Raw genomic sequence first — 17,833 nt, forward strand, 5'->3', positions numbered from 1 at the left:
CTATTTGGCCTCGGTTGCGATTAGCAGGCGCTGTAGCACGCGCTCGGCAACCGCCAGATCCTGCGGATTGATATCGGTCAGCAGCTCACTGCGCAGATTATCCGCCTCAATCTTCAACTTTTCGTACAGCTTTCCGCCCTTAAACGTTAAGTGCAGCAGCCGCTTACGGCGATCCTCTTCAGGCTGGATGCGCTCAACCAGCTGCTGCCTGACCAGTCTGTCGATCAGCGGTACGACGCTGGCATCTTCAAGCCCCAGCCGATGCGCCAGCTCTTTCTGGCTCATCGGTGCCTCTTCAGCCGCGATTGCCACGACCGCCAGCCAGCTACTCATGCTGAGACCACTGTCCTTCATACGGCGATCGATAGCCTGCCGCCACGCATGGGCAGTCATATGCAGCAACCGGGAGAAGTTAAGTTCTGAGACATTCGACATGTAGACGCCTGATGATTAGGGTTCTAACTATACAGTTGCGGTAATTATAATCATGGATGGCAGAAGATGGGAAGAGGATTGCAAACCTGCAGGCAAAGTTTGTGCCGCCATACAATCAGGACGGTGGCTAACCCCGGTCGCTTAAGGGAGAGCAGCATTAGTCCACAGGCGGGTTAGCACTTTCTAATGGTACTGCTCAGTCGTACCTTTCACGCACTGATTTAACAAATGCAAAGTAGCAGTCGTCGCAAAGTTCATCATCGATTGCGAACAGGCGTGCTGTCAGGCGGCGTTTGATTCCGCAATCCGTGCAATATTTCATGGCTAAAATTTTCATCAGGTTATCACTACGCCCAGTTCCGGGAACCCGTTCACCCTATTTCCTGGCCCCTTAATAGTCCAATCACTTAAAACGATCGGTTTAGCGGTATTGATCGTTACCAACGATCAATACCCTGGAGTCAGTATGGGTAATACACCTGTGCGTCGAGCTTAGGGCTGAATGCAGGTCTGTTTTTGGGGAGTCTTTGCCAACTCAGCGTCATTTCACCCTACCCCTGCCAAATTTCAGACACAAAAAAACCGCCCTTGGGCGGTTACGACATCACTGCTTATTGCTTTGATTTTATTCGTTTAATCGGTAGTAAAAGTATGGTGCCCGGGGCGGGACTTGAACCCGCACAGCCATAAGCCGAGGGGGGTTTAAAAACTATCAGTGAGCCTTACAAATCATAATGTTATGAGCTGCAAGGCTTTTTAATTTGCGTATATCTGCGTATTCAAGCTTGTAGCGTGATTTCATCGCCATCCAGATCACCAATCGCTGGGACTCTCATCATAGATTTTACGCACAGCAAACTTGAAGATGTAGTAGCCCGATACCAACCCCAAAACGGTTAAAGCTGCCAGGTAGTATCTGTATTCGCTGAATGAGAAAAACACGAACCATCCCATACAGACTAGTGATAATCCGCATACACCCATTCCAATCCCCTGAATGATGCGTGAAAATGATGCCAGCAGTAATTTCTTCATATCTAAACTTTCTCGAAAAAGTAACAGCAAGTCTGGTGAAATTTATTGCGATCTGTGTACCATAATGCAGCAGCGTCTTCAAAAGGCCTCGTTTTCTCTTCAACCATGAAGTATAGAAGATCCAAATCTCCCAGCCGCCGAAGCATATTGTAGGCATTATTATTGCGGCGCTGTAACTCTCTTGAAGCATAAACTGAACGAGACATTGCCGCCCCTATCGACAGGATGCTACCTATTGTCATGCCAGTTATCATTCGAGGGATCAATTTGGATGAAAAGACGTAGCCCATATTAGCAGTTGCTAACTGATTGAATGCCATCTTACCCAGGAAGTTACCACCTCCTTTAGCAGAAAGTTCTTTTACTTTATTAAAATCAACATGTTTAAAGAAATTATCCATAAACAGATGCAGGACTTTTTCAAGGTTCCGTCTTGAAGCCATCCCATGCTTCACCATCCTGGCTATTCGCTCTTTATCATAGGAATTGATATTCCTGTTATCTGTATCAAGATAATCCCGACCAAGATAATAAATGTCTACCGGCCAATTCACGAAACCCTTGAGAAATCCACGGAAAAAATTTCCATCTACATGAATCGCATTAGCCATCTCATCTGCAAGTTTTCTGGCACTAATCATAAAATTCGTCCTTGTCCACAAAAGTAACTTTGCGCGCGAGGGGCTAGTATACCGCAGTGGATCTACAGTTTGATCTTTTATGCAATATTTTGCGATTATCATAGTGAGTGTAAACCTCCCGGCATCCCCCGCCCACTCTGGCCTCCGCCAAATTTTCGCCACAACTGACATAATACGGTGCCGCCCGGTTTGATCCTCACGGAAAGCATTTGATCCTTCTTAGCACTCTGTATGGTGCCGGAACCTACCGGATTAACCAAAGCGGCGTGTGTTGTGGTCGGTGCTCATAGCATGGATAGCATTAACGCAGCGGCTAACCGGGTGCTAACCGGTCAGGACACCCGCACAGCGACATATCAGACAGCCGTTGCTCTCGCCAAACAATTTGGTGCTGACGACAAAACAGCCTGGAATATTGGTCTGGCTGTAGATGTTGGCGTACCTGCAGCGTTTGGCCTTATCGTTGGTGCTGCCCGTATTGTGTATGTCCGTGCCGGGACTTTTAAAATTGCCGAGCATGAGGCAATGCGCTCTGTAAAGGCTGGCGGACACACAGTAGCTAAGCACGTGGCAATTGCTGATAATGATTTACTTGCCAGGCTGGCGCGTAGTCCGCAAATGCAGTCAGTCTCTTCATATTATTCACTCCAGCATGCAGAGAAAGCGATAAGCTCAGCCCTGAAAGCTAACCGACTTAAAATTATTCATTGGGCGAATTGGGGTAAAAACTCCGGCCCTCTTGAACTGGTATATCGTAGTGGTTCCGCAGTAGGCTACGGATTCAGACAGGGTAAATCGGTAAAAGAAACCTGTTACGCTGCGCGTGTGGTGTTGCTTAAGCAAACTTATAACGGGAAGCCTTATTATGTTCTCACGTCTTATCCCTGGATGGGGTAAAAAAACCGAAAAAGAATACCCGGCCCTAACCGGGATGCTGAGGGTATTTTTAAGCTGTCATCACGACGACTTCGGCAACTCTATTGAGGAAGTTCTTAAAAACTATATTGACCATCAGATGCCTGTTACTGATGCCATGAATGAAATAAACCGCTTGCTGCAGATCGAGAAAGATAATGAGCTCAGCGCTGTCATGGTAGCAATCGCTGGTGATGAATTTCGCCCCGAACCTTGGGGCGAAACATGGCGTAGTTTCTTGAACAGAGCAATGGTGACTCTCAATAGGGATCATTAATCTTATGCCCGCCTATCGCGGGCTGTCATCTCAGTTTCAGCTATCCATTTCCAGCCTGACATCCAGCATCGACAGACAGCCTTCAATAAATCCCTCGGCCATCTGAAACTTTATCCGGATCATACCTTCTGACAGCTTCAGCTTTCTGACCAGCGCCCGCTTTGAAATATCCTTAATATAGTGATCCACCAGCAAGGAGTACTCATCCGGACGTTTTTGCTTCAGCCGACCTACGCTTGTATCAATGATGAGTGCGTCGTTCTCTGTGCAACTAATGCCGCTGGCGCTTTCGGGAAGCAGACCTTTGAAACCGGCAGCAATCGAGGAATAGCCTACCTCGCTTTCAATGTGATGCTTTGGCCAGTTAACCCTTCCAAAGGGGTCAAGTAGTTTACTGAAAAGCACGCGATCGCTACATTACCGATGATGAATATGCAGCCCTCTACAGCGTTTCACCACCAATCGTCCAGATCTCTATGGAGTTGGCATATCTTTGCTGTGCGCGGCAGGCAGATGTTCTGGATATGAAGAAAAGCCAGATCATTAAAAACGGCATATTAATAAAGCAAAGCAAAACCAGCGTTTCTCAAATCAAAGGCTGGAGCCCGAGACTGGAAGGCGTAATACATGCTTCCACTTCCCTTCCTCTCAATAAAGGGATGAGTTCGATTTTTGTTATTCATCAGCAATCCGGTGCCAGTTATAGGCGTGATGGTTTCAATAGTCGATGGATGAAGGCAAAGCAAGATGCAAAGGTGGCATTCCCAAACCTGGAATTTGATTTCACATTTCACGACCTGAAGGCAAAAGGCATCTCCGATCTTTCCGGTAACATCTACGACAAACAGGCAATTTCCGGGCATAAAAATGTCGAGCACACTGTTAGGTACAACAGGATAATTGCTGTAGTTCCGGTCGTTGGCAACCAGTAAGGTGGGGAAAATATTCTGAAGGGGTATTCTGAAACTTACTATAACCACAAAAAAACCGCCCTTGGGCGGTTACGACATCACTGCTTATTGCTTTGATTTTATTCGTTTAATCGGTAGTAAAAGTATGGTGCCCGGGGCGGGACTTGAACCCGCACAGCCATAAGCCGAGGGATTTTAAATCCCTTGTGTCTACCGATTTCACCACCCGGGCAGGGTGTAAAGTGGAGGCGCGTCCCGGAGTCGAACCGAGGTTCACGGATTTGCAATCCGCTGCATGGCCACTCTGCCAACGCGCCTTAATCTTGCTTAGCCACCAGGCTCTGCCTGATAAACTGAATTTGGAGCGGGAAACGAGACTCGAACTCGCGACCCCGACCTTGGCAAGGTCGTGCTCTACCAACTGAGCTATTCCCGCTTTCATCATTTCTGCCAGCTTCACAGAACATGCTGATTTATTTTATCTTCTGGCAGCCTGACTGCCTTTCGATGCGTTGCATTCTACTGACCTGGAGAAATGAGTCAATAAAATTATCCTCATATTTTATCCGTTTGCTGCTTTTTAAATCGTATCGATCACCGTTCGAACAAATCACCGCGCGCAGCGTTGAGATACTGGAACATCGACCAAAAAGTCAGCACCGCAGCGATATACAACGCGACCACGCCAATGCCAATAACGGTGCTGTCATAGCGCCAGAGCAGCGCAAAGAGAGAGAGCATCTGGGCGGTGGTTTTGACTTTACCGATCCATGAAACGGCCACGCTACTGCGTTTGCCTATTTCTGCCATCCATTCGCGCAGGGCAGAGATGATAATTTCACGTGCGATCATCGTTGCTGCGGGCAGCGTAACCCACCAGGCGTGAAAGTGTTCGGCAACCAGCACCAGGGCAATTGCCACCATCACTTTATCCGCCACGGGATCGAGGAACGCGCCAAAGCGAGTGGTCTGTTTCAGGCGTCGGGCAAGGTAGCCATCGAACCAGTCAGTGATGGCCGCCACGATAAAAATAAGCGCGCAAGCCAGCGGAGCCCATTGAAATGGCAGGTAGAATGCCAACACAAAGAACGGAATCAAAACGACACGAAACAGAGTAAGTAAGGTCGGAATGTTAAAATGCATAGGTACGCTAACTGTCTGGGCAGGGTAGAATTTGTCCCTATGTTCCTACATTGCCCGGACCGTTGCAATGCTTAGTGTTTCAGCGAATAAAAGATTTTCTCCGCCAGTAACTGCGAAATCCCCGGCACCCTGGCGATTTCGTCCACCGACGCATTCATCAACGGCTGGAGGCCGCCCATGTATTTCAGCAGCTGCTGGCGGCGTTTCGGGCCAATACCTTCAATCGTTTCCAGTGCGCTGGTATTTTTGACCTTAGCACGCTTGTTACGATGCCCGGTGATGGCATGATTGTGAGAATCGTCACGTATATGCTGAAGCACGTGCAGCGCCGGAGAGTCAGGAGGCAGAGAGAACCCCTCGCCTTCTGGCTCGAAGAACAGCGTTTCCAGCCCGGCCTTACGATCGGTTCCCTTGGCAATCCCCAGCAGAATTGGCTTTCTCTTATCCCACTCCACATCCAGCTCCGCGAAAACCGTTTTGGCCTGTCCTAGCTGACCCTTGCCGCCGTCGATAAGGATCACGTCCGGGATTTTATTCTCTTCAATGGCTTTACCGTATCGCCGACGCAGCACCTGATTCATTGCCGCGTAATCATCGCCCGGTGTGATGCCCGTAATATTGTAGCGGCGGTATTCCGCACGCAGCGGACCATTGCTGTCAAAAACCACGCAGGAGGCAATGGTCTGTTCGCCCATGGTGTGGCTGATATCAAAGCACTCCATGCGGTTAATTTCCGGCAGCTTAAGCACCGTCGCCAGCGCGTGAAGCCGCTGATGAATCGTCGACTGCTGCGAGAGGCGGCTGACCAATGCGGTGCTGGCGTTAGTGCGCGCCAGCTTCAGGTAGCGGGCACGATCGCCTCGCGGACGACTTTGGATGGTCACCCGCCGTCCGGCAAGGGTGGTCAGCGACTCGGCCAGCAGATCCTTTTCAGGCAGGGTGAAGTCCAGCAGGATATCGGAAGGGAGCGTGCGGGCCTGGCTCCCCTGCAAATAAAACTGTCCAACAAATGTCTGCACCACTTCGGCCAGCTCGGTGCCGCCGGGTATTTTCGGAAAATAGCTGCGGCTGCCCAGAACCTTACCCTGGCGGATAAAGAGGACGTGCAGGCAGGCCATACCCGAGTCAAAAGCCACGCCGATAACATCCAGATCGTCGCCATTATTGGAGACGAACTGCTTTTCGGTGACGCGTCGCACCGCCTGAATCTGGTCGCGTAGCCGCCCCGCTTCCTCAAATTTGAGGGAGCGGCTGGCCTGCTCCATCCGTCCGACCAGCTGATTAAGAACCTGATCGTCCTTACCGGATAAAAAGAGCCGCACCCAGGAAATTTGCTGCGCGTATTCCTCTTCCGACACCAGGCCTGCCACGCACGGCCCCAGGCAGCGTCCGATTTGATATTGCAGGCAGGGACGGGAGCGATTGCGGTAGACGTTGTTTTCACACTGCCTGACCGGGAATATTTTCTGTAGCAGCGAGAGGGTTTCACGCACCGCGTAACCATTAGGGAAAGGGCCGAAGTATTCACCTTTCGCATGTTTTGCACCGCGATGACTGGCCAGACGTGGATGGGCATCCGCACTGAGGAAAATATAGGGGTAAGACTTATCATCCCGCAGCAGCACGTTGTAGCGAGGCTGATACAGCTTAATGTAGTTATGTTCGAGAAGTAACGCCTCGGTTTCTGTGTGCGTTACCGTGACATCAATCTGACGAATGCTGTCAACCAGAGCTTCCGTTTTACGGCTCCCGAGGTTGCCGCGAAAGTAGCTGGAGAGACGCTTTTTAAGATCTTTGGCTTTTCCGACATAGATAACCGTTTCGCCTGCATCATACATACGGTAGACGCCTGGCTGGCTGGTCACAGACTTCAGGAAGGTTTTAGCATCAAATACATCATTCACTACTGATCAACGACTCCGGATTAAACAGGCCATGGCGAATGGCCAGGTGCGTTAACTCTACGTCACCGCTGATGTTGAGCTTACTGAACATCCGGTAGCGGTAGCTGTTAACTGTTTTGGGGCTCAGGCTCAGCTGCTCTGAAATATCTGCCACTTTTTGACCCCGTGTGATCATCAGCATAATCTGTAATTCACGTTCCGACAAACTATCGAAGGGGGAATCCGTTTTCTGCGGTTCAATCTGGCTTAACGCCATCTGCTGGGCAATATCAGAGGCGATATAGCGCTGCCCGGCATTGACGGAACGAATAGCATTGACCACTTCCTGAGGGGCCGCACCTTTACTCAGATAGCCCGCTGCCCCGGCCTGCATGACTCGCGCGGGCAGAGGGTTTTCGGTATGAATAGTGAGCATGATAATTTTGATATCGGGATTGTAGCGCACGATTTTACGTGTGGCTTCAAGACCGCCGATGCCAGGCATATTCATGTCCATTAGCACGATATCTACGCTGTTTACACGGCACCATTTCACCGCATCTTCGCCACAGTTGGATTCACCCACCACCTGAAAACCTTTGATGTCTTCCAGTATGCGGCGGATGCCCGCGCGGACAAGTTCATGGTCATCTACAAGCAGAACGCTTATCAAGGGTTCTCTCCAAAAGGGGATATCAGCTACGGCATTTAGGGATTTTCCGATGGACGATCTTACCTCTTTTAACCCCCGATAGAACAGAAAAAATTGACATATCCCGCGGATGAAATTTACGGCGGTCCGCTCCCCGAGGCGATCGCGGGCGTTTCTTCTGTGGTATACTTGTTACCAGTTTACAGTACCAGCGGCAGCTGTCGGGCCGGTGAAGTTGAGATGACTTATAAGGAAAAATCATGAGCAATACAGACTTTTCAACCAGCGAAGAAACTGAAACTCTGGCCAAAGAAGTGGCATGTATGAAAGCACTGGTGACATTTATGTTAAAGGGTATGGGCCAGGCTGATGCCGGTAAAGTCATTATCAATATGGAAAGGTACATTAATCAGTTAACCGATGAAGAGCAGGCTGAAGTGTTCAGCGGCACGATTAAGCAGATCAAGCAGGCTTATCGCCAGTAACGGATAATCCTATTCTCAGCCCATTGATTTTCGCCCACGAATGTTAGATTGTGGGTTTTTTCCACAGAGAATACAGGAAACAATGGGCTTACTCTTTAAGGCGTTTTTGGGTGCGCTGGTCGTGGTGCTGATCGGCATCCTGTCTAAAACGCGCAGCTATTATATTGCAGGGCTCCTGCCTCTTTTTCCTACCTTTGCGCTGATTGCACATTATATCGTGGGCAGTGAACGTGGTGTTCAGGCATTGCGCACTACCCTGATATTTGGCATGTGGGCGATTATTCCCTACTTTATCTATCTGCTTTCCCTTTGGTACTTTGTGGGAGTCATGCGGCTGCCTGTGGCGTTAGGCAGCGGCGTGTTGTGCTGGTGCGTGGCTGCCGGCGTGCTGATTTCGCTGTGGGCAAAATTCCAGGGCTAGCGCCCCCTGGAACCCCAGCTAACGGAAACGCCCAGCGTGGGCAGTACTTCCTCCGGGCTGAAGCGCCGCGCGCCGCGAAACTTCTCCGCAAGGTGGGGCTGCTGCACGGGAATGCGTACGGCGAAAAGGTTGTCTTCAGACTGAATCACACCCGCCGTCAGTGGCTCATAGACCACCTGATTTTTTTCGAACATATGCTCCAGCATCGGCGTTGCCGCACTGTAGAGAAAGCGGATCCCTGACTGTTCTGCCAGCTGGACGCAGTGCCACAAAATACTCAGCGGTAGCTCTGAATCGATTTCCAGTCGGGCTGAGAAGCGCGACATTTCCCACGCAGGCAGCTGATTTTTACTGCTTCGATTCTCCGAGGCCAGACTGGCCTCTGGCTCATGCCACTCCATCAGTCGTGCGCAGCCACAAATGCCATGCTGAGCCGTCCAGGCAATCAGCCATGTCACGTCTGAGCGGTCAAAGCGATCGTACTCCTGACCTGGCGTACTGAGTCGTGATGGAATCGACCACCCTTCCCCCCTGGCAAAAACGCTGTAGCGGTAGCTTCCCAATTCAACCAGTAAGGAGGAAGGCATGTCCTTAAGTTTTGTTTGTATAATTTTCATCATTATTCCCCTGACGCATTCCCTCGTGGATGCCGCTCCTGACGGCCCGCTCAGGGTTGTTACCCTGAGCGCAGGGTAGACAACCTATTAGCAATTCGAAACTACCAAATTTAGTAGTTGTATTACCCCTCAGATTAATCCCATCGCAGCCGCGTAGGAGGCCACCTGGGTTCGGTTAGGTGCATTGAACCTTTTTTGCATATTTTTTTGATGAAAGTTAACGGTATTTTCCGAAATACAGAGTATGAGGGATATTTCCGCTGAAGTTTTACCCTCTGCCGTCCATTTTAGAATCTCCAGCTCACGCTGGCTTAATTCCATGTTCATAACCGACATCGAAATATCTTTTACACGCTGTAACGCTTCAAGCACCAGGACCACTAAATGCTGGAGCTTTAGCTGATCTTCCTGCACTAATCTTATTTTTTCAACAGGTTCATGCGAAGCCATAGATAATATCCCTGTGGCTCTGTTTAGTGCCATGGTGGAACAGGAAAAACCTGAGCAAATCCCGTACTCCCGCGCGGTCATCAGTACTCTGCTATCTCCGCAGCTGACACGATCGTTCCATAAAAATATTTTCCCCGGCACCTTGCAGTAATTGATGACGGGGTCTATGGCCGCAAAATCCTCATTCTCATATAGCCTGACCCACTTCCTGGGATAATTACTATAAATAAAGGTCTTGGGTCGGGTAAAAGGTATGGGATGTCGGATATACAACGCGTAAAACTTAAGTCCCAGCTTAATCGCCTGCTGCTCAATGACGCACATTATTTCGGCGGCATCGCTAACATCATCCAGAGCTGCTCGCATTTCATTACGCCAGCTAAAATAGTTACTGCCAATCATTAATGCCTCATCGGAGGAGAGTCGCTATCCCCTCCTGCTCCGGTTATTTACAGTAATATGGGGTAAAAAAATGAATAAAAAAGAGCAAGACCGCATTGCAATCCCATAAAAACCACAACTGTGATAATAACCCCGGAATGAACATTTTTATGCAGCGCGCTTCGCTGGATTATTGACCGGCAAAGACCTTGCAGTCTTTCACTCTACCCGAGCTGTTCAGCTTGCCAACCTGTTTTCAAAAACCTGCCATCCCGCCTAGAATAGGATTTTTCCTGGAAACATTCAATAATTTTGACCCAGCCATAAACCAAAAATTAATATAAAATTTTTTATTTTTACTCATGGTTAACGCGGATGAAAGCGTAATAAAAGCAAAAAACACGTTTTTAATTGCCTGATATAAATAGATTAAATACTAAAAAATGGCTAATTTGGCTTTTACTCCAATGGTAATATAATATTAATTTTACTTAATAATAGCTATACAGTTAGCGCTCTCTCAGGCGCGTTACCCTGCCTTAATGATATCGAAGGTTAATTTATAGTGAAATTTTGTCACCTTCCCTGACCGTTAACAATGGCGGCTGTGCCCTTTCCGTTTCGCGGGTGGTCATCGCGAGCTATCTTCCAGCCAGTCAGTCACGAACAGATGCTGCAGCACAGTAAGCTGCGACACGGGATTAGCGGTGTCGTTTCGTTTTTGCGCAGTTGGGAGGGGCTTAACTGAACTTTCCCTGTATCCGGGTCGCTTTTACGTTAAGCTTTGCGCCCCAAAACGCAGGTCAGGCCGGAATTCAGCTTCCCTGAATCCAGTACGTGGTTGACCGCGATGAAAAAATATTAGCGACCTGAAGCTGAGTTACCTTAAGGTAGTGCTGCATTCGCTGTTTAAACGACCCACTAAGAGCCCACAGAGCTCAGACAACATCACTAAAGGACAATAACTTCGTTATGGTTGACCAATCTAAAGACGCGCCCCAGGCATCAGAGGCGCCGGGCGAGCTCCGGCGTAACCTCAACAACAGACATATCCAGCTCATTGCCATCGGCGGTGCCATCGGCACGGGCCTGTTTATGGGCTCCGGTAAAACCATCAGTTTGGCGGGTCCGTCGATCATTTTCGTGTATATGATCATCGGCTTTATGCTGTTTTTCGTGATGCGCGCCATGGGCGAACTGCTGCTCTCCAATTTAGAGTACAAATCCTTTAGCGACTTCGCAGCAGATCTGCTCGGGCCCTGGGCGGGCTTTTTTACCGGATGGACGTACTGGTTCTGCTGGGTGGTGACCGGAATTGCGGATGTGGTCGCGATCAGCGCCTATTTTCAGCTCTGGTTCCCGGACTTTTCAATCTGGATGAGCGCCCTGCTCTGTATCTTCGTTTTCCTGTCGCTCAATATCGCGACGGTCAAACTGTTTGGTGAAATGGAGTTCTGGTTCGCGATTATCAAAATTGTCGCCATTGTTGCATTGATCGTTACCGGCATCGTACTCATTGCCATGCACTACCCTTCCCCCGGCGGCGGAACGGCCTCGTTGACACACCTCTGGGATCGCGGCGGGATGTTTCCTAAAGGCCTGAGCGGCTTTTTTGCTGGCTTTCAGATAGCGATTTTCGCCTTTGTCGGCATTGAACTGGTGGGTACCGCAGCGGCAGAAACGCAGGACCCTGAACGGGTGCTGCCAAGGGCCATCAACGCCATTCCACTGCGCATTATTATGTTTTATGTGCTGTCGCTGGTAGTCATTATGGCGGTCACGCCGTGGGATAAGGTCGTCGCCGATCGCAGTCCGTTTGTGGAAATGTTTATGCTTATCGGTCTGCCCGCTGCGGCCAGTATCGTTAATTTCGTTGTGCTGACCTCGGCGGCCTCCTCGGCTAACAGCGGTATTTTCTCCACCAGCCGTATGCTTTACGGCCTGGCACAACAGGGAGCCGCGCATCGCAGTTTCGGCAGACTGTCACGCCGTGCGGTGCCGACTGCCGGTCTGTTCTTCTCCTGCTTTTGTCTGCTGGGCGGCGTGGCGCTGATTTACCTGATCCCCAACGTGATGAAAGTCTTTACGCTGGTCACCACCGTGTCGGCCATTCTGTTTATGTTTGTCTGGAGCATTATTCTCTGCTCGTACCTGGTCTACCGCAAAAAGCGACCGCAGCTGCACGCAGAGTCCATCTATAAGATGCCCCTTGGCAAGGTAATGTGCTGGGTTTGCCTGGCCTTTTTTGCGTTTGTTCTCGTCCTGCTTACGCTTCAGGAGGATACACGGCAAGCGCTTATGGTGACCCCGGTGTGGTTTATTTTGCTGGCTATTGGCTGGTGGCTTCGCCAGCGCCGCAGGCCCAGCTGATGTTAGCGGCGGGCCGAACAGGCCCGCCGGTTAGCGTACCCGAATGCCTTCAATCACCATCCGCTGCACGTTTTCCAGCGTCTGCCTGAAAAAACTCTCATCATTTAAGGTCCTGCCGGTGACGGCCTCTACCTGAGTGGCGAAATCCGCGTAGTGCTGCGTGACCGCCCATAGCATAAAGATCAGGTGATCCGGCTGAACGGGTGCCAGTCTGCCCTGTCGGATCCACTCATCAATCACCGACGACTTCTCCTCCACCAGCGCCCGGAGTGAACTTTCAAGCTCGCCTTTTAACAATGGCGCCCCCTGCAGCATCTCCATACAGAACAGCCTCGATGCCTGGGGATGATCGCGGGAAACCTCGAGCTTGAGACGAATATAATCGCGAATCGCTTCCAGTGGTTGCTGCTCATTGTTGAGGGCACGAAGGGGTGCCAGCCAGACGTCGAGAATATCCTTCAGCACGGCAATATAAAGCGCCTCTTTTGAGGGGTAATAGTAAAGCAGATTAGTTTTCGACACGTCCGCCCCCTCCGCCACTTTATCCAGCGTTGTTCCGTGTAGCCCAAACTGAGAAAAGAGCGCCAGTGCCGCATTTACAATCGCCGTGCGCTTCGCGGCCACCGCTTTGGAACGACGCGTAGCCGTTTTAAGCGGTAATTTATCTGTTGAATTCACCGTGACTCCATCATCTGTTTCGCAGGCCAGCCTGGACCGCCCTCACCGGAAAAAACAGGTGGCCTGCACCGACATGGAACAGACCTGCCTGTTTTCTGTGCACATTCTTTTTACCAAATGGTCCATTTCGGACCAAACACTCTACTTTACTTTAACAAAATTTCTCAACCTGCTGAATATATAGCGTATTACTAACCTGGCACAGCCTTTGCTACTTCATCAGTATGCGCCGCCGAAACGGGAACTGCAGGATGCACCGCAGCGCGTACAACATCCTTTATGCAAAATACGAGGTATCTTTATGAAAGTTGGCGTATTTATCCCTATCGGCAATAACGGCTGGCTGATTTCAACTCATGCCCCCCAGTACAAACCCACCTTTGAGCTGAACAAAGAGATTGTGCTTAAGGCGGAGCATTATCATTTTGACTTCGCGCTATCGATGATTAAGCTGCGCGGCTTTGGCGGTAAAACCGAGTTTTGGGACCATAACCTTGAGTCATTTACCCTGATGGCTGGCCTGGCGGCCGTGACCTCACGCATCGAAATTTACGCTACTGCGGCCACGCTAACCCTGCCGCCAGCTATCGTGGCACGCATGGCTTCAACAATCGACTCCATTTCCAATGGCCGCTTTGGCGTCAATCTGGTAACCGGCTGGCAAAAACCGGAATACGATCAGATGGGACTCTGGCCCGGCGATGAATACTTCTCAAAACGCTATGACTATCTGACCGAGTATGTGTCGGTGCTGCGCGATCTCTGGGGGAACGGTAAATCCGACCTGAAGGGGGAGTTTTTCACCATGAACGATTGTCGACTCAGCCCACAGCCGCAAAAACCCATGAAGGTGATCTGCGCCGGTCAGAGCGATGCCGGAATGGCTTTTTCGGCAAAGCATGCAGATTATAATTTCTGCTTTGGTAAAGGCGTCAATACGCCCGCAGCCTTTGCCCCCACCGCAGCACGCATGAAATCTGCTGCGGATAAAGAAGGCCGGGATGTCGGTTCTTATGTCCTTTTTATGATCATTGCCGATGAAACCGACGAGGCCGCGCGCGCGAAATGGGAGCACTATAAAGCCGGTGCCGATGAGGACGCGCTCGCCTGGTTAACGACGCAAAGTCAGCAGGACAAACGTTCCGGCAGCGATACCAACGTACGCCAAATGGCCGATCCTACCTCGGCAGTCAACATCAATATGGGCACGCTGGTCGGTTCTTATGCCCATGTGGCGCGTATGCTGGATGAAGTGGCGGCGGTTGAAGGCACAGAGGGCGTGCTGCTGACCTTTGATGACTTCCTTCAGGGAATTGAAAACTTTGGTCAGCGTATCCAGCCGCTCATGACCTGTCGTCACGCCCTGCTTAACGCTACGCAGGAGGTGGCATAATGAACAGTTCAGAAACGGTCGTCTGCACTACCGCCTCAAACCTCGATAACATCACCCTTAAGGCACGCCCGGAGTCCATCGTTTTCCCTCCCGGCCAGACTGCGCTGATTGTGGTGGATATGCAAAATGCCTATGCCACCGAAGGGGGCTATCTGGACCTCGCTGGCTTTGACGTCTCCGGCACGCGCCCGGTAATAGAAAATATCAATATCGCCGTGAAAGCCGCCCGTGACGCGGGTATCCAGATTATCTGGTTTCAAAACGGCTGGGATGACCGCTATGTGGAGGCAGGTGGCCCCGGCTCGCCAAACTGGCACAAGTCTAACGCGCTTAAAACGATGCGTTCGCGTCCCGAACTGGAAGGTAAGCTGCTCGCTAAAGGCGGCTGGGATTATGCGCTGGTCGATCGGCTCCAGCCCCAGCCGGATGACATTGTGCTGCCTAAGTCCCGCTACAGCGGCTTTTTCAATACGTCGCTCGACAGCATGTTACGCAGCCGCGGTATCCGCCATCTGGTCTTTACCGGGATAGCGACCAATGTCTGCGTTGAAGCCACGCTGCGCGACGGCTTCTTTCTGGAGTATTTCGGCATTGTGCTGGCGGACGCCACTCACCAGGCCGGGCCTGCCTTTGCCCAGCAGGCAGCGCTTTTCAATATAGAAACTTTTTTTGGCTGGGTGTCGGATGTCAACGCTTTCTGCTCCGCGCTTCAGCCTGAAACGCTTTCAGTAGAACAGTCGGCGTAAATTCGCCCGATAAAGGAGCACCCCACATGCCAAAAACCATTATCACCCCGCCGGGTAGCGGCAATCCGATCGCCCCTTTTGTGCCAGGTACGCTGGCCGACGGCATCGTCTATGTCTCCGGCACGCTGCCGTTTGATAAAGATAACAACGTGGTGCACATCGGCGATGCCGCTGCCCAGACGCGTCACGTTCTGGAGAGCATAAAAAGCGTGATTGAAACCGCCGGAGGGACGCTGAATGACGTCACCTTCAACTCCATCTTTATTACCGACTGGAGCAACTATGCGGCAGTCAATCAGGTTTATGCCGACTACTTTCCCGGCGAGAAACCGGCACGGTTCTGCATCCAGTGCGGGCTGGTCAAGCCGGATGCGCTGATTGAAATCTCCAGCGTGGCGCATATCGGAGGCGGAGACAGGCATGCATATTGAACTGACCGGGCCGGCGCATGCCGGCGTCAGGACGCTGGTTCTCTCTGCCGGACTCGGCGGTTTAGGGAGCTTCTGGCGCCCGCAAATGGCTGCGTTATCGAGTGACTATCAGGTTGCTGTGTATGACCAGCGTGGCACGGGGCGCAGTGCCGATACGCTACCAGAAGGCTACAGCATAAAGGATATGGCGGCAGAACTTGCGCAGGCCCTGGCTGAAAAAGGCGTTGAACGCTATGAGGTTATCGGTCATGCGCTTGGCGGCGCAATCGGCATGCAGATGGCGCTCGACTTTCCCGATCGGGTGCAGGGACTGGTCATTGTTAACGGCTGGCTTCGGCTGGATGCCCATACCCGCCGCTGCTTTGACGTCCGTCAGACTCTGCTGCTCAGGGCGGGTGTGGAGAGCTTTGTCCAGGCCCAGCCGCTGTTCCTCTATCCTGCCGACTGGCTGTCGGAGAACCAGGCGCGCATTGAGGCGGAGGATGCGCTGCACGTGGCGCATTTTCAGGGCCGCGACAATCTTCTGCGCCGCCTGCACGCCCTGATGGCCTGTGATTTTACGATGCAGGCGCGGTCTGTTACCCAGCCCGTGCTGCTTATCTGTTCACAGGACGATCTGCTGGTGCCCTGGACCTGTTCGCAGAAGCTGGAGCAGGCGCTCCCCCACGCAAGCGTGGTCAAAATGCCCTGGGGAGGTCATGCCATGAGCGTTACCGCCCGCGATGAATTCAATCTGCTGCTGCTGAACTGGCTGCAGGAAAGACCGACTCACGATGTAAACGCATAACCGGAGCCACGATGGCAGAGAAGCTGAATACGATGGTATTAGAAACGCTGTTCACCGCCGCCCGCACCTGTAACGGCTGGCAGGATCGCCCCGTCAGCGACGAGGAGATCCGGGCGATTTACGACCTGGTGAAGATGGGCCCAACCTCGGCTAACTGTGGCCCAGCAAGATTTTCCTTTATTCGCAGCGAGGCCGGTAAAGCACGCCTTAAACCTGCGCTGTCCAGCGGCAACCTCGAAAAAACCATGACCGCACCGGTCACGGCCATTGTTGCCTGGGATCCGCTTTTCTATAACCGGCTGCCGGAACTCTTTCCTTATGCGGATGCCCGCGCCTGGTTCACCAGCAGTCCTGAACTTGCCGTGGAGACCGCCTTTCGCAACAGCTCAATGCAGGCGGCCTATTTAATCGCGGCATGCAGAGCGAGCGGCCTGGATACCGGTCCCATGTCCGGCTTTGACCGCGAGGCGGTGGATGCGGCCTTCTTCGCAGAGAGTGGCTGGAAAAGTAACCTGCTGATCAACATCGGCTACGGCGACCCGGACAGTGTTTATCCCCGTCTGCCGCGGCTGGATTTCGCTACCGCCTGTACCCTGGAGTGATAGCAGAACATCACCATCGCTCTCCCTGTGAATAAAGGAAACAATATGACTCTGGCTACGCCCGTAACAGCCGCTATCAGCGGGGTTGAAAAACAGGATTTCCGCAATGCCATGTCCCGCCTTGGGGCTGCGGTCAATATTATCACCACCGATGGTCCGGCTGGCCGGGCGGGCTTTACCGCCTCGGCGGTCTGCAGCGTGACCGATACGCCTCCAACGCTGTTGGTCTGCCTGAACCGTTCCGCCTCGGTCTATGAGATTTTTAGAAAAAATCAGCAGCTCTGCATCAATACGCTGGCCTCCGATCATGAAGATCTCTCTACCCTGTTTGGTGGTAAAACGCCGATGGAAGAGCGCTTTATCGCCGCCGACTGGACCACGTTGATAACGGGTTCGCCGATCCTCACCGGTGCCGTCGCCTCTTTCGACTGTCGCGTCTCTCAGGTCATGAATGTCAGCACCCATGACATTTTGATCTGCGAAGTTCAGGCGCTGATCTCAAATGATGATACGCACGGTCTGATCTACTTCGATCGGCGCTATCACCCTTTACGGCGACAGCTCGTCTGATCCCTGCGCC

General features: G+C 51.6%; 22 protein-coding genes and 3 tRNA genes. 12 read left to right on the forward strand and 13 right to left on the reverse strand.

The features are described 5' to 3' along the window. The 3 genes from AC4PCC_RS12985 to AC4PCC_RS12995 all read right to left on the reverse strand — a co-directional run bounded on the left by AC4PCC_RS12985 (position 1) and on the right by AC4PCC_RS12995 (position 2,111). Complete coding sequence (locus AC4PCC_RS12985; RefSeq protein ID WP_067703054.1) at positions 1–435, reverse strand: MarR family winged helix-turn-helix transcriptional regulator; 435 nt, start codon at positions 433–435, stop codon at positions 1–3. Between the two features lie 813 nt (positions 436–1,248). Further along, positions 1,249–1,470: a hypothetical protein gene (locus AC4PCC_RS12990; RefSeq protein WP_492124798.1), complete on the reverse strand. Its 222-nt coding sequence runs from the start codon at positions 1,468–1,470 to the stop codon at positions 1,249–1,251. A 2-nt stretch (positions 1,471–1,472) separates the two neighbouring features. After that, complete coding sequence (locus AC4PCC_RS12995) at positions 1,473–2,111, reverse strand: hypothetical protein (RefSeq protein WP_492124799.1); 639 nt, start codon at positions 2,109–2,111, stop codon at positions 1,473–1,475. Positions 2,112–2,402: 291 nt separating this feature from the next. On the opposite strand from AC4PCC_RS12995, the gene AC4PCC_RS13000 reads away from it, so the two are divergent. Together AC4PCC_RS13000 and AC4PCC_RS13005 are read left to right on the forward strand one after the other, a co-directional pair. Next, positions 2,403–3,008, forward strand: a complete 606-nt coding sequence (locus tag AC4PCC_RS13000; protein ID WP_492124800.1) for an RNase A-like domain-containing protein — start codon at positions 2,403–2,405, stop codon at positions 3,006–3,008. Beyond that, on the forward strand, positions 2,977–3,303 hold the full coding sequence (locus AC4PCC_RS13005; RefSeq protein WP_492124801.1) for a contact-dependent growth inhibition system immunity protein: 327 nt from the start codon (positions 2,977–2,979) through the stop codon (positions 3,301–3,303). Before AC4PCC_RS13000 ends, AC4PCC_RS13005 begins: the two co-directional genes overlap by 32 nt. 36 nt (positions 3,304–3,339) lie before the next feature. Here the strand turns inward: AC4PCC_RS13005 and AC4PCC_RS13010 are convergent, their stop codons facing one another. Further along, positions 3,340–3,651, reverse strand: a complete 312-nt coding sequence (locus AC4PCC_RS13010; RefSeq protein WP_492127520.1) for an antiterminator Q family protein — start codon at positions 3,649–3,651, stop codon at positions 3,340–3,342. A gap of 128 nt (positions 3,652–3,779) precedes the next feature. On the opposite strand from AC4PCC_RS13010, the gene AC4PCC_RS13015 reads away from it, so the two are divergent. After that, positions 3,780–4,235: a tyrosine-type recombinase/integrase gene (locus tag AC4PCC_RS13015; protein ID WP_492124802.1), complete on the forward strand. Its 456-nt coding sequence runs from the start codon at positions 3,780–3,782 to the stop codon at positions 4,233–4,235. A gap of 125 nt (positions 4,236–4,360) precedes the next feature. On the opposite strand, the gene AC4PCC_RS13020 is transcribed toward AC4PCC_RS13015, so the two are convergent. The 6 genes from AC4PCC_RS13020 to uvrY all read right to left on the reverse strand — a co-directional run bounded on the left by AC4PCC_RS13020 (position 4,361) and on the right by uvrY (position 7,913). Continuing rightward, positions 4,361–4,446 (reverse strand) — tRNA-Leu (locus tag AC4PCC_RS13020). Positions 4,447–4,457: 11 nt separating this feature from the next. Then, positions 4,458–4,531: transfer RNA gene (locus AC4PCC_RS13025), tRNA-Cys, on the reverse strand. A gap of 43 nt (positions 4,532–4,574) precedes the next feature. Further along, positions 4,575–4,650, reverse strand: a tRNA-Gly gene (locus AC4PCC_RS13030). Between the two features lie 158 nt (positions 4,651–4,808). Continuing rightward, positions 4,809–5,357 carry a CDP-diacylglycerol--glycerol-3-phosphate 3-phosphatidyltransferase gene (pgsA, locus tag AC4PCC_RS13035; protein WP_067703040.1) on the reverse strand — a complete coding sequence of 183 codons (549 nt, stop codon included), beginning with the start codon at positions 5,355–5,357 and terminating at the stop codon, positions 4,809–4,811. Between the two features lie 71 nt (positions 5,358–5,428). Continuing rightward, entirely contained in the window at positions 5,429–7,261 is a 1,833-nt protein-coding gene (gene uvrC / locus AC4PCC_RS13040) for an excinuclease ABC subunit UvrC (protein WP_492124803.1), read from the reverse strand. Continuing rightward, positions 7,254–7,913 carry a UvrY/SirA/GacA family response regulator transcription factor gene (uvrY, locus tag AC4PCC_RS13045; RefSeq protein ID WP_067703034.1) on the reverse strand — a complete coding sequence of 220 codons (660 nt, stop codon included), beginning with the start codon at positions 7,911–7,913 and terminating at the stop codon, positions 7,254–7,256. The genes uvrC and uvrY overlap by 8 nt, the downstream gene beginning before the upstream one ends. Positions 7,914–8,152: 239 nt before the next feature. Between uvrY and AC4PCC_RS13050 the strand changes: the two genes are divergently transcribed. Together AC4PCC_RS13050 and AC4PCC_RS13055 are read left to right on the forward strand one after the other, a co-directional pair. Next, a complete protein-coding gene (locus AC4PCC_RS13050; protein ID WP_067703031.1) occupies positions 8,153–8,377 on the forward strand; it encodes a DUF2594 family protein in 225 nt (74 codons plus the stop codon). Positions 8,378–8,459: 82 nt separating this feature from the next. Continuing rightward, a complete protein-coding gene (locus AC4PCC_RS13055) occupies positions 8,460–8,798 on the forward strand; it encodes a GlpM family protein (RefSeq protein ID WP_492124804.1) in 339 nt (112 codons plus the stop codon). Here AC4PCC_RS13055 and AC4PCC_RS13060 read toward each other — a convergent pair. After that, a complete protein-coding gene (locus AC4PCC_RS13060) occupies positions 8,795–9,415 on the reverse strand; it encodes an autoinducer synthase (protein ID WP_492127521.1) in 621 nt (206 codons plus the stop codon). The genes AC4PCC_RS13055 and AC4PCC_RS13060 overlap by 4 nt on opposite strands. Before the next feature lie 129 nt (positions 9,416–9,544). After that, positions 9,545–10,267, reverse strand: a complete 723-nt coding sequence (locus AC4PCC_RS13065; protein ID WP_492124805.1) for an autoinducer binding domain-containing protein — start codon at positions 10,265–10,267, stop codon at positions 9,545–9,547. A gap of 951 nt (positions 10,268–11,218) precedes the next feature. Between AC4PCC_RS13065 and cycA the strand changes: the two genes are divergently transcribed. Then, entirely contained in the window at positions 11,219–12,616 is a 1,398-nt protein-coding gene (gene cycA, locus AC4PCC_RS13070; protein ID WP_492124806.1) for a D-serine/D-alanine/glycine transporter, read from the forward strand. Between the two features lie 30 nt (positions 12,617–12,646). On the opposite strand, the gene rutR is transcribed toward cycA, so the two are convergent. Further along, positions 12,647–13,294, reverse strand: a complete 648-nt coding sequence (gene rutR, locus AC4PCC_RS13075; RefSeq protein WP_492124807.1) for an HTH-type transcriptional regulator RutR — start codon at positions 13,292–13,294, stop codon at positions 12,647–12,649. Between the two features lie 301 nt (positions 13,295–13,595). Here rutR and rutA point away from each other — a divergent pair, with 301 nt between their 5' ends. Genes rutA through rutF form a run of 6 tightly spaced genes read left to right on the forward strand, consistent with a single transcriptional unit; the run spans position 13,596 to position 17,823 of the window. Next, on the forward strand, positions 13,596–14,687 hold the full coding sequence (gene rutA / locus AC4PCC_RS13080) for a pyrimidine utilization protein A (protein ID WP_492124808.1): 1,092 nt from the start codon (positions 13,596–13,598) through the stop codon (positions 14,685–14,687). Next, positions 14,687–15,433 carry a pyrimidine utilization protein B gene (gene rutB, locus AC4PCC_RS13085; protein WP_492124809.1) on the forward strand — a complete coding sequence of 249 codons (747 nt, stop codon included), beginning with the start codon at positions 14,687–14,689 and terminating at the stop codon, positions 15,431–15,433. Before rutA ends, rutB begins: the two co-directional genes overlap by 1 nt. Positions 15,434–15,459: 26 nt before the next feature. Continuing rightward, positions 15,460–15,864: a pyrimidine utilization protein C gene (gene rutC, locus AC4PCC_RS13090; RefSeq protein ID WP_492124810.1), complete on the forward strand. Its 405-nt coding sequence runs from the start codon at positions 15,460–15,462 to the stop codon at positions 15,862–15,864. Beyond that, a complete protein-coding gene (gene rutD / locus AC4PCC_RS13095) occupies positions 15,854–16,651 on the forward strand; it encodes a pyrimidine utilization protein D (RefSeq protein WP_492124811.1) in 798 nt (265 codons plus the stop codon). The genes rutC and rutD overlap by 11 nt, the downstream gene beginning before the upstream one ends. Before the next feature lie 11 nt (positions 16,652–16,662). Further along, positions 16,663–17,253 (forward strand): malonic semialdehyde reductase, encoded by a 591-nt coding sequence (locus AC4PCC_RS13100; RefSeq protein WP_492124812.1) that lies wholly within the window; start codon positions 16,663–16,665, stop codon positions 17,251–17,253. Positions 17,254–17,298: 45 nt separating this feature from the next. After that, complete coding sequence (gene rutF / locus AC4PCC_RS13105) at positions 17,299–17,823, forward strand: NADH-dependent FMN reductase RutF (RefSeq protein ID WP_345831298.1); 525 nt, start codon at positions 17,299–17,301, stop codon at positions 17,821–17,823. Positions 17,824–17,833 lie beyond the last annotated feature (10 nt).

This window comes from Erwinia sp. L03-1 (genome assembly GCF_058686115.1).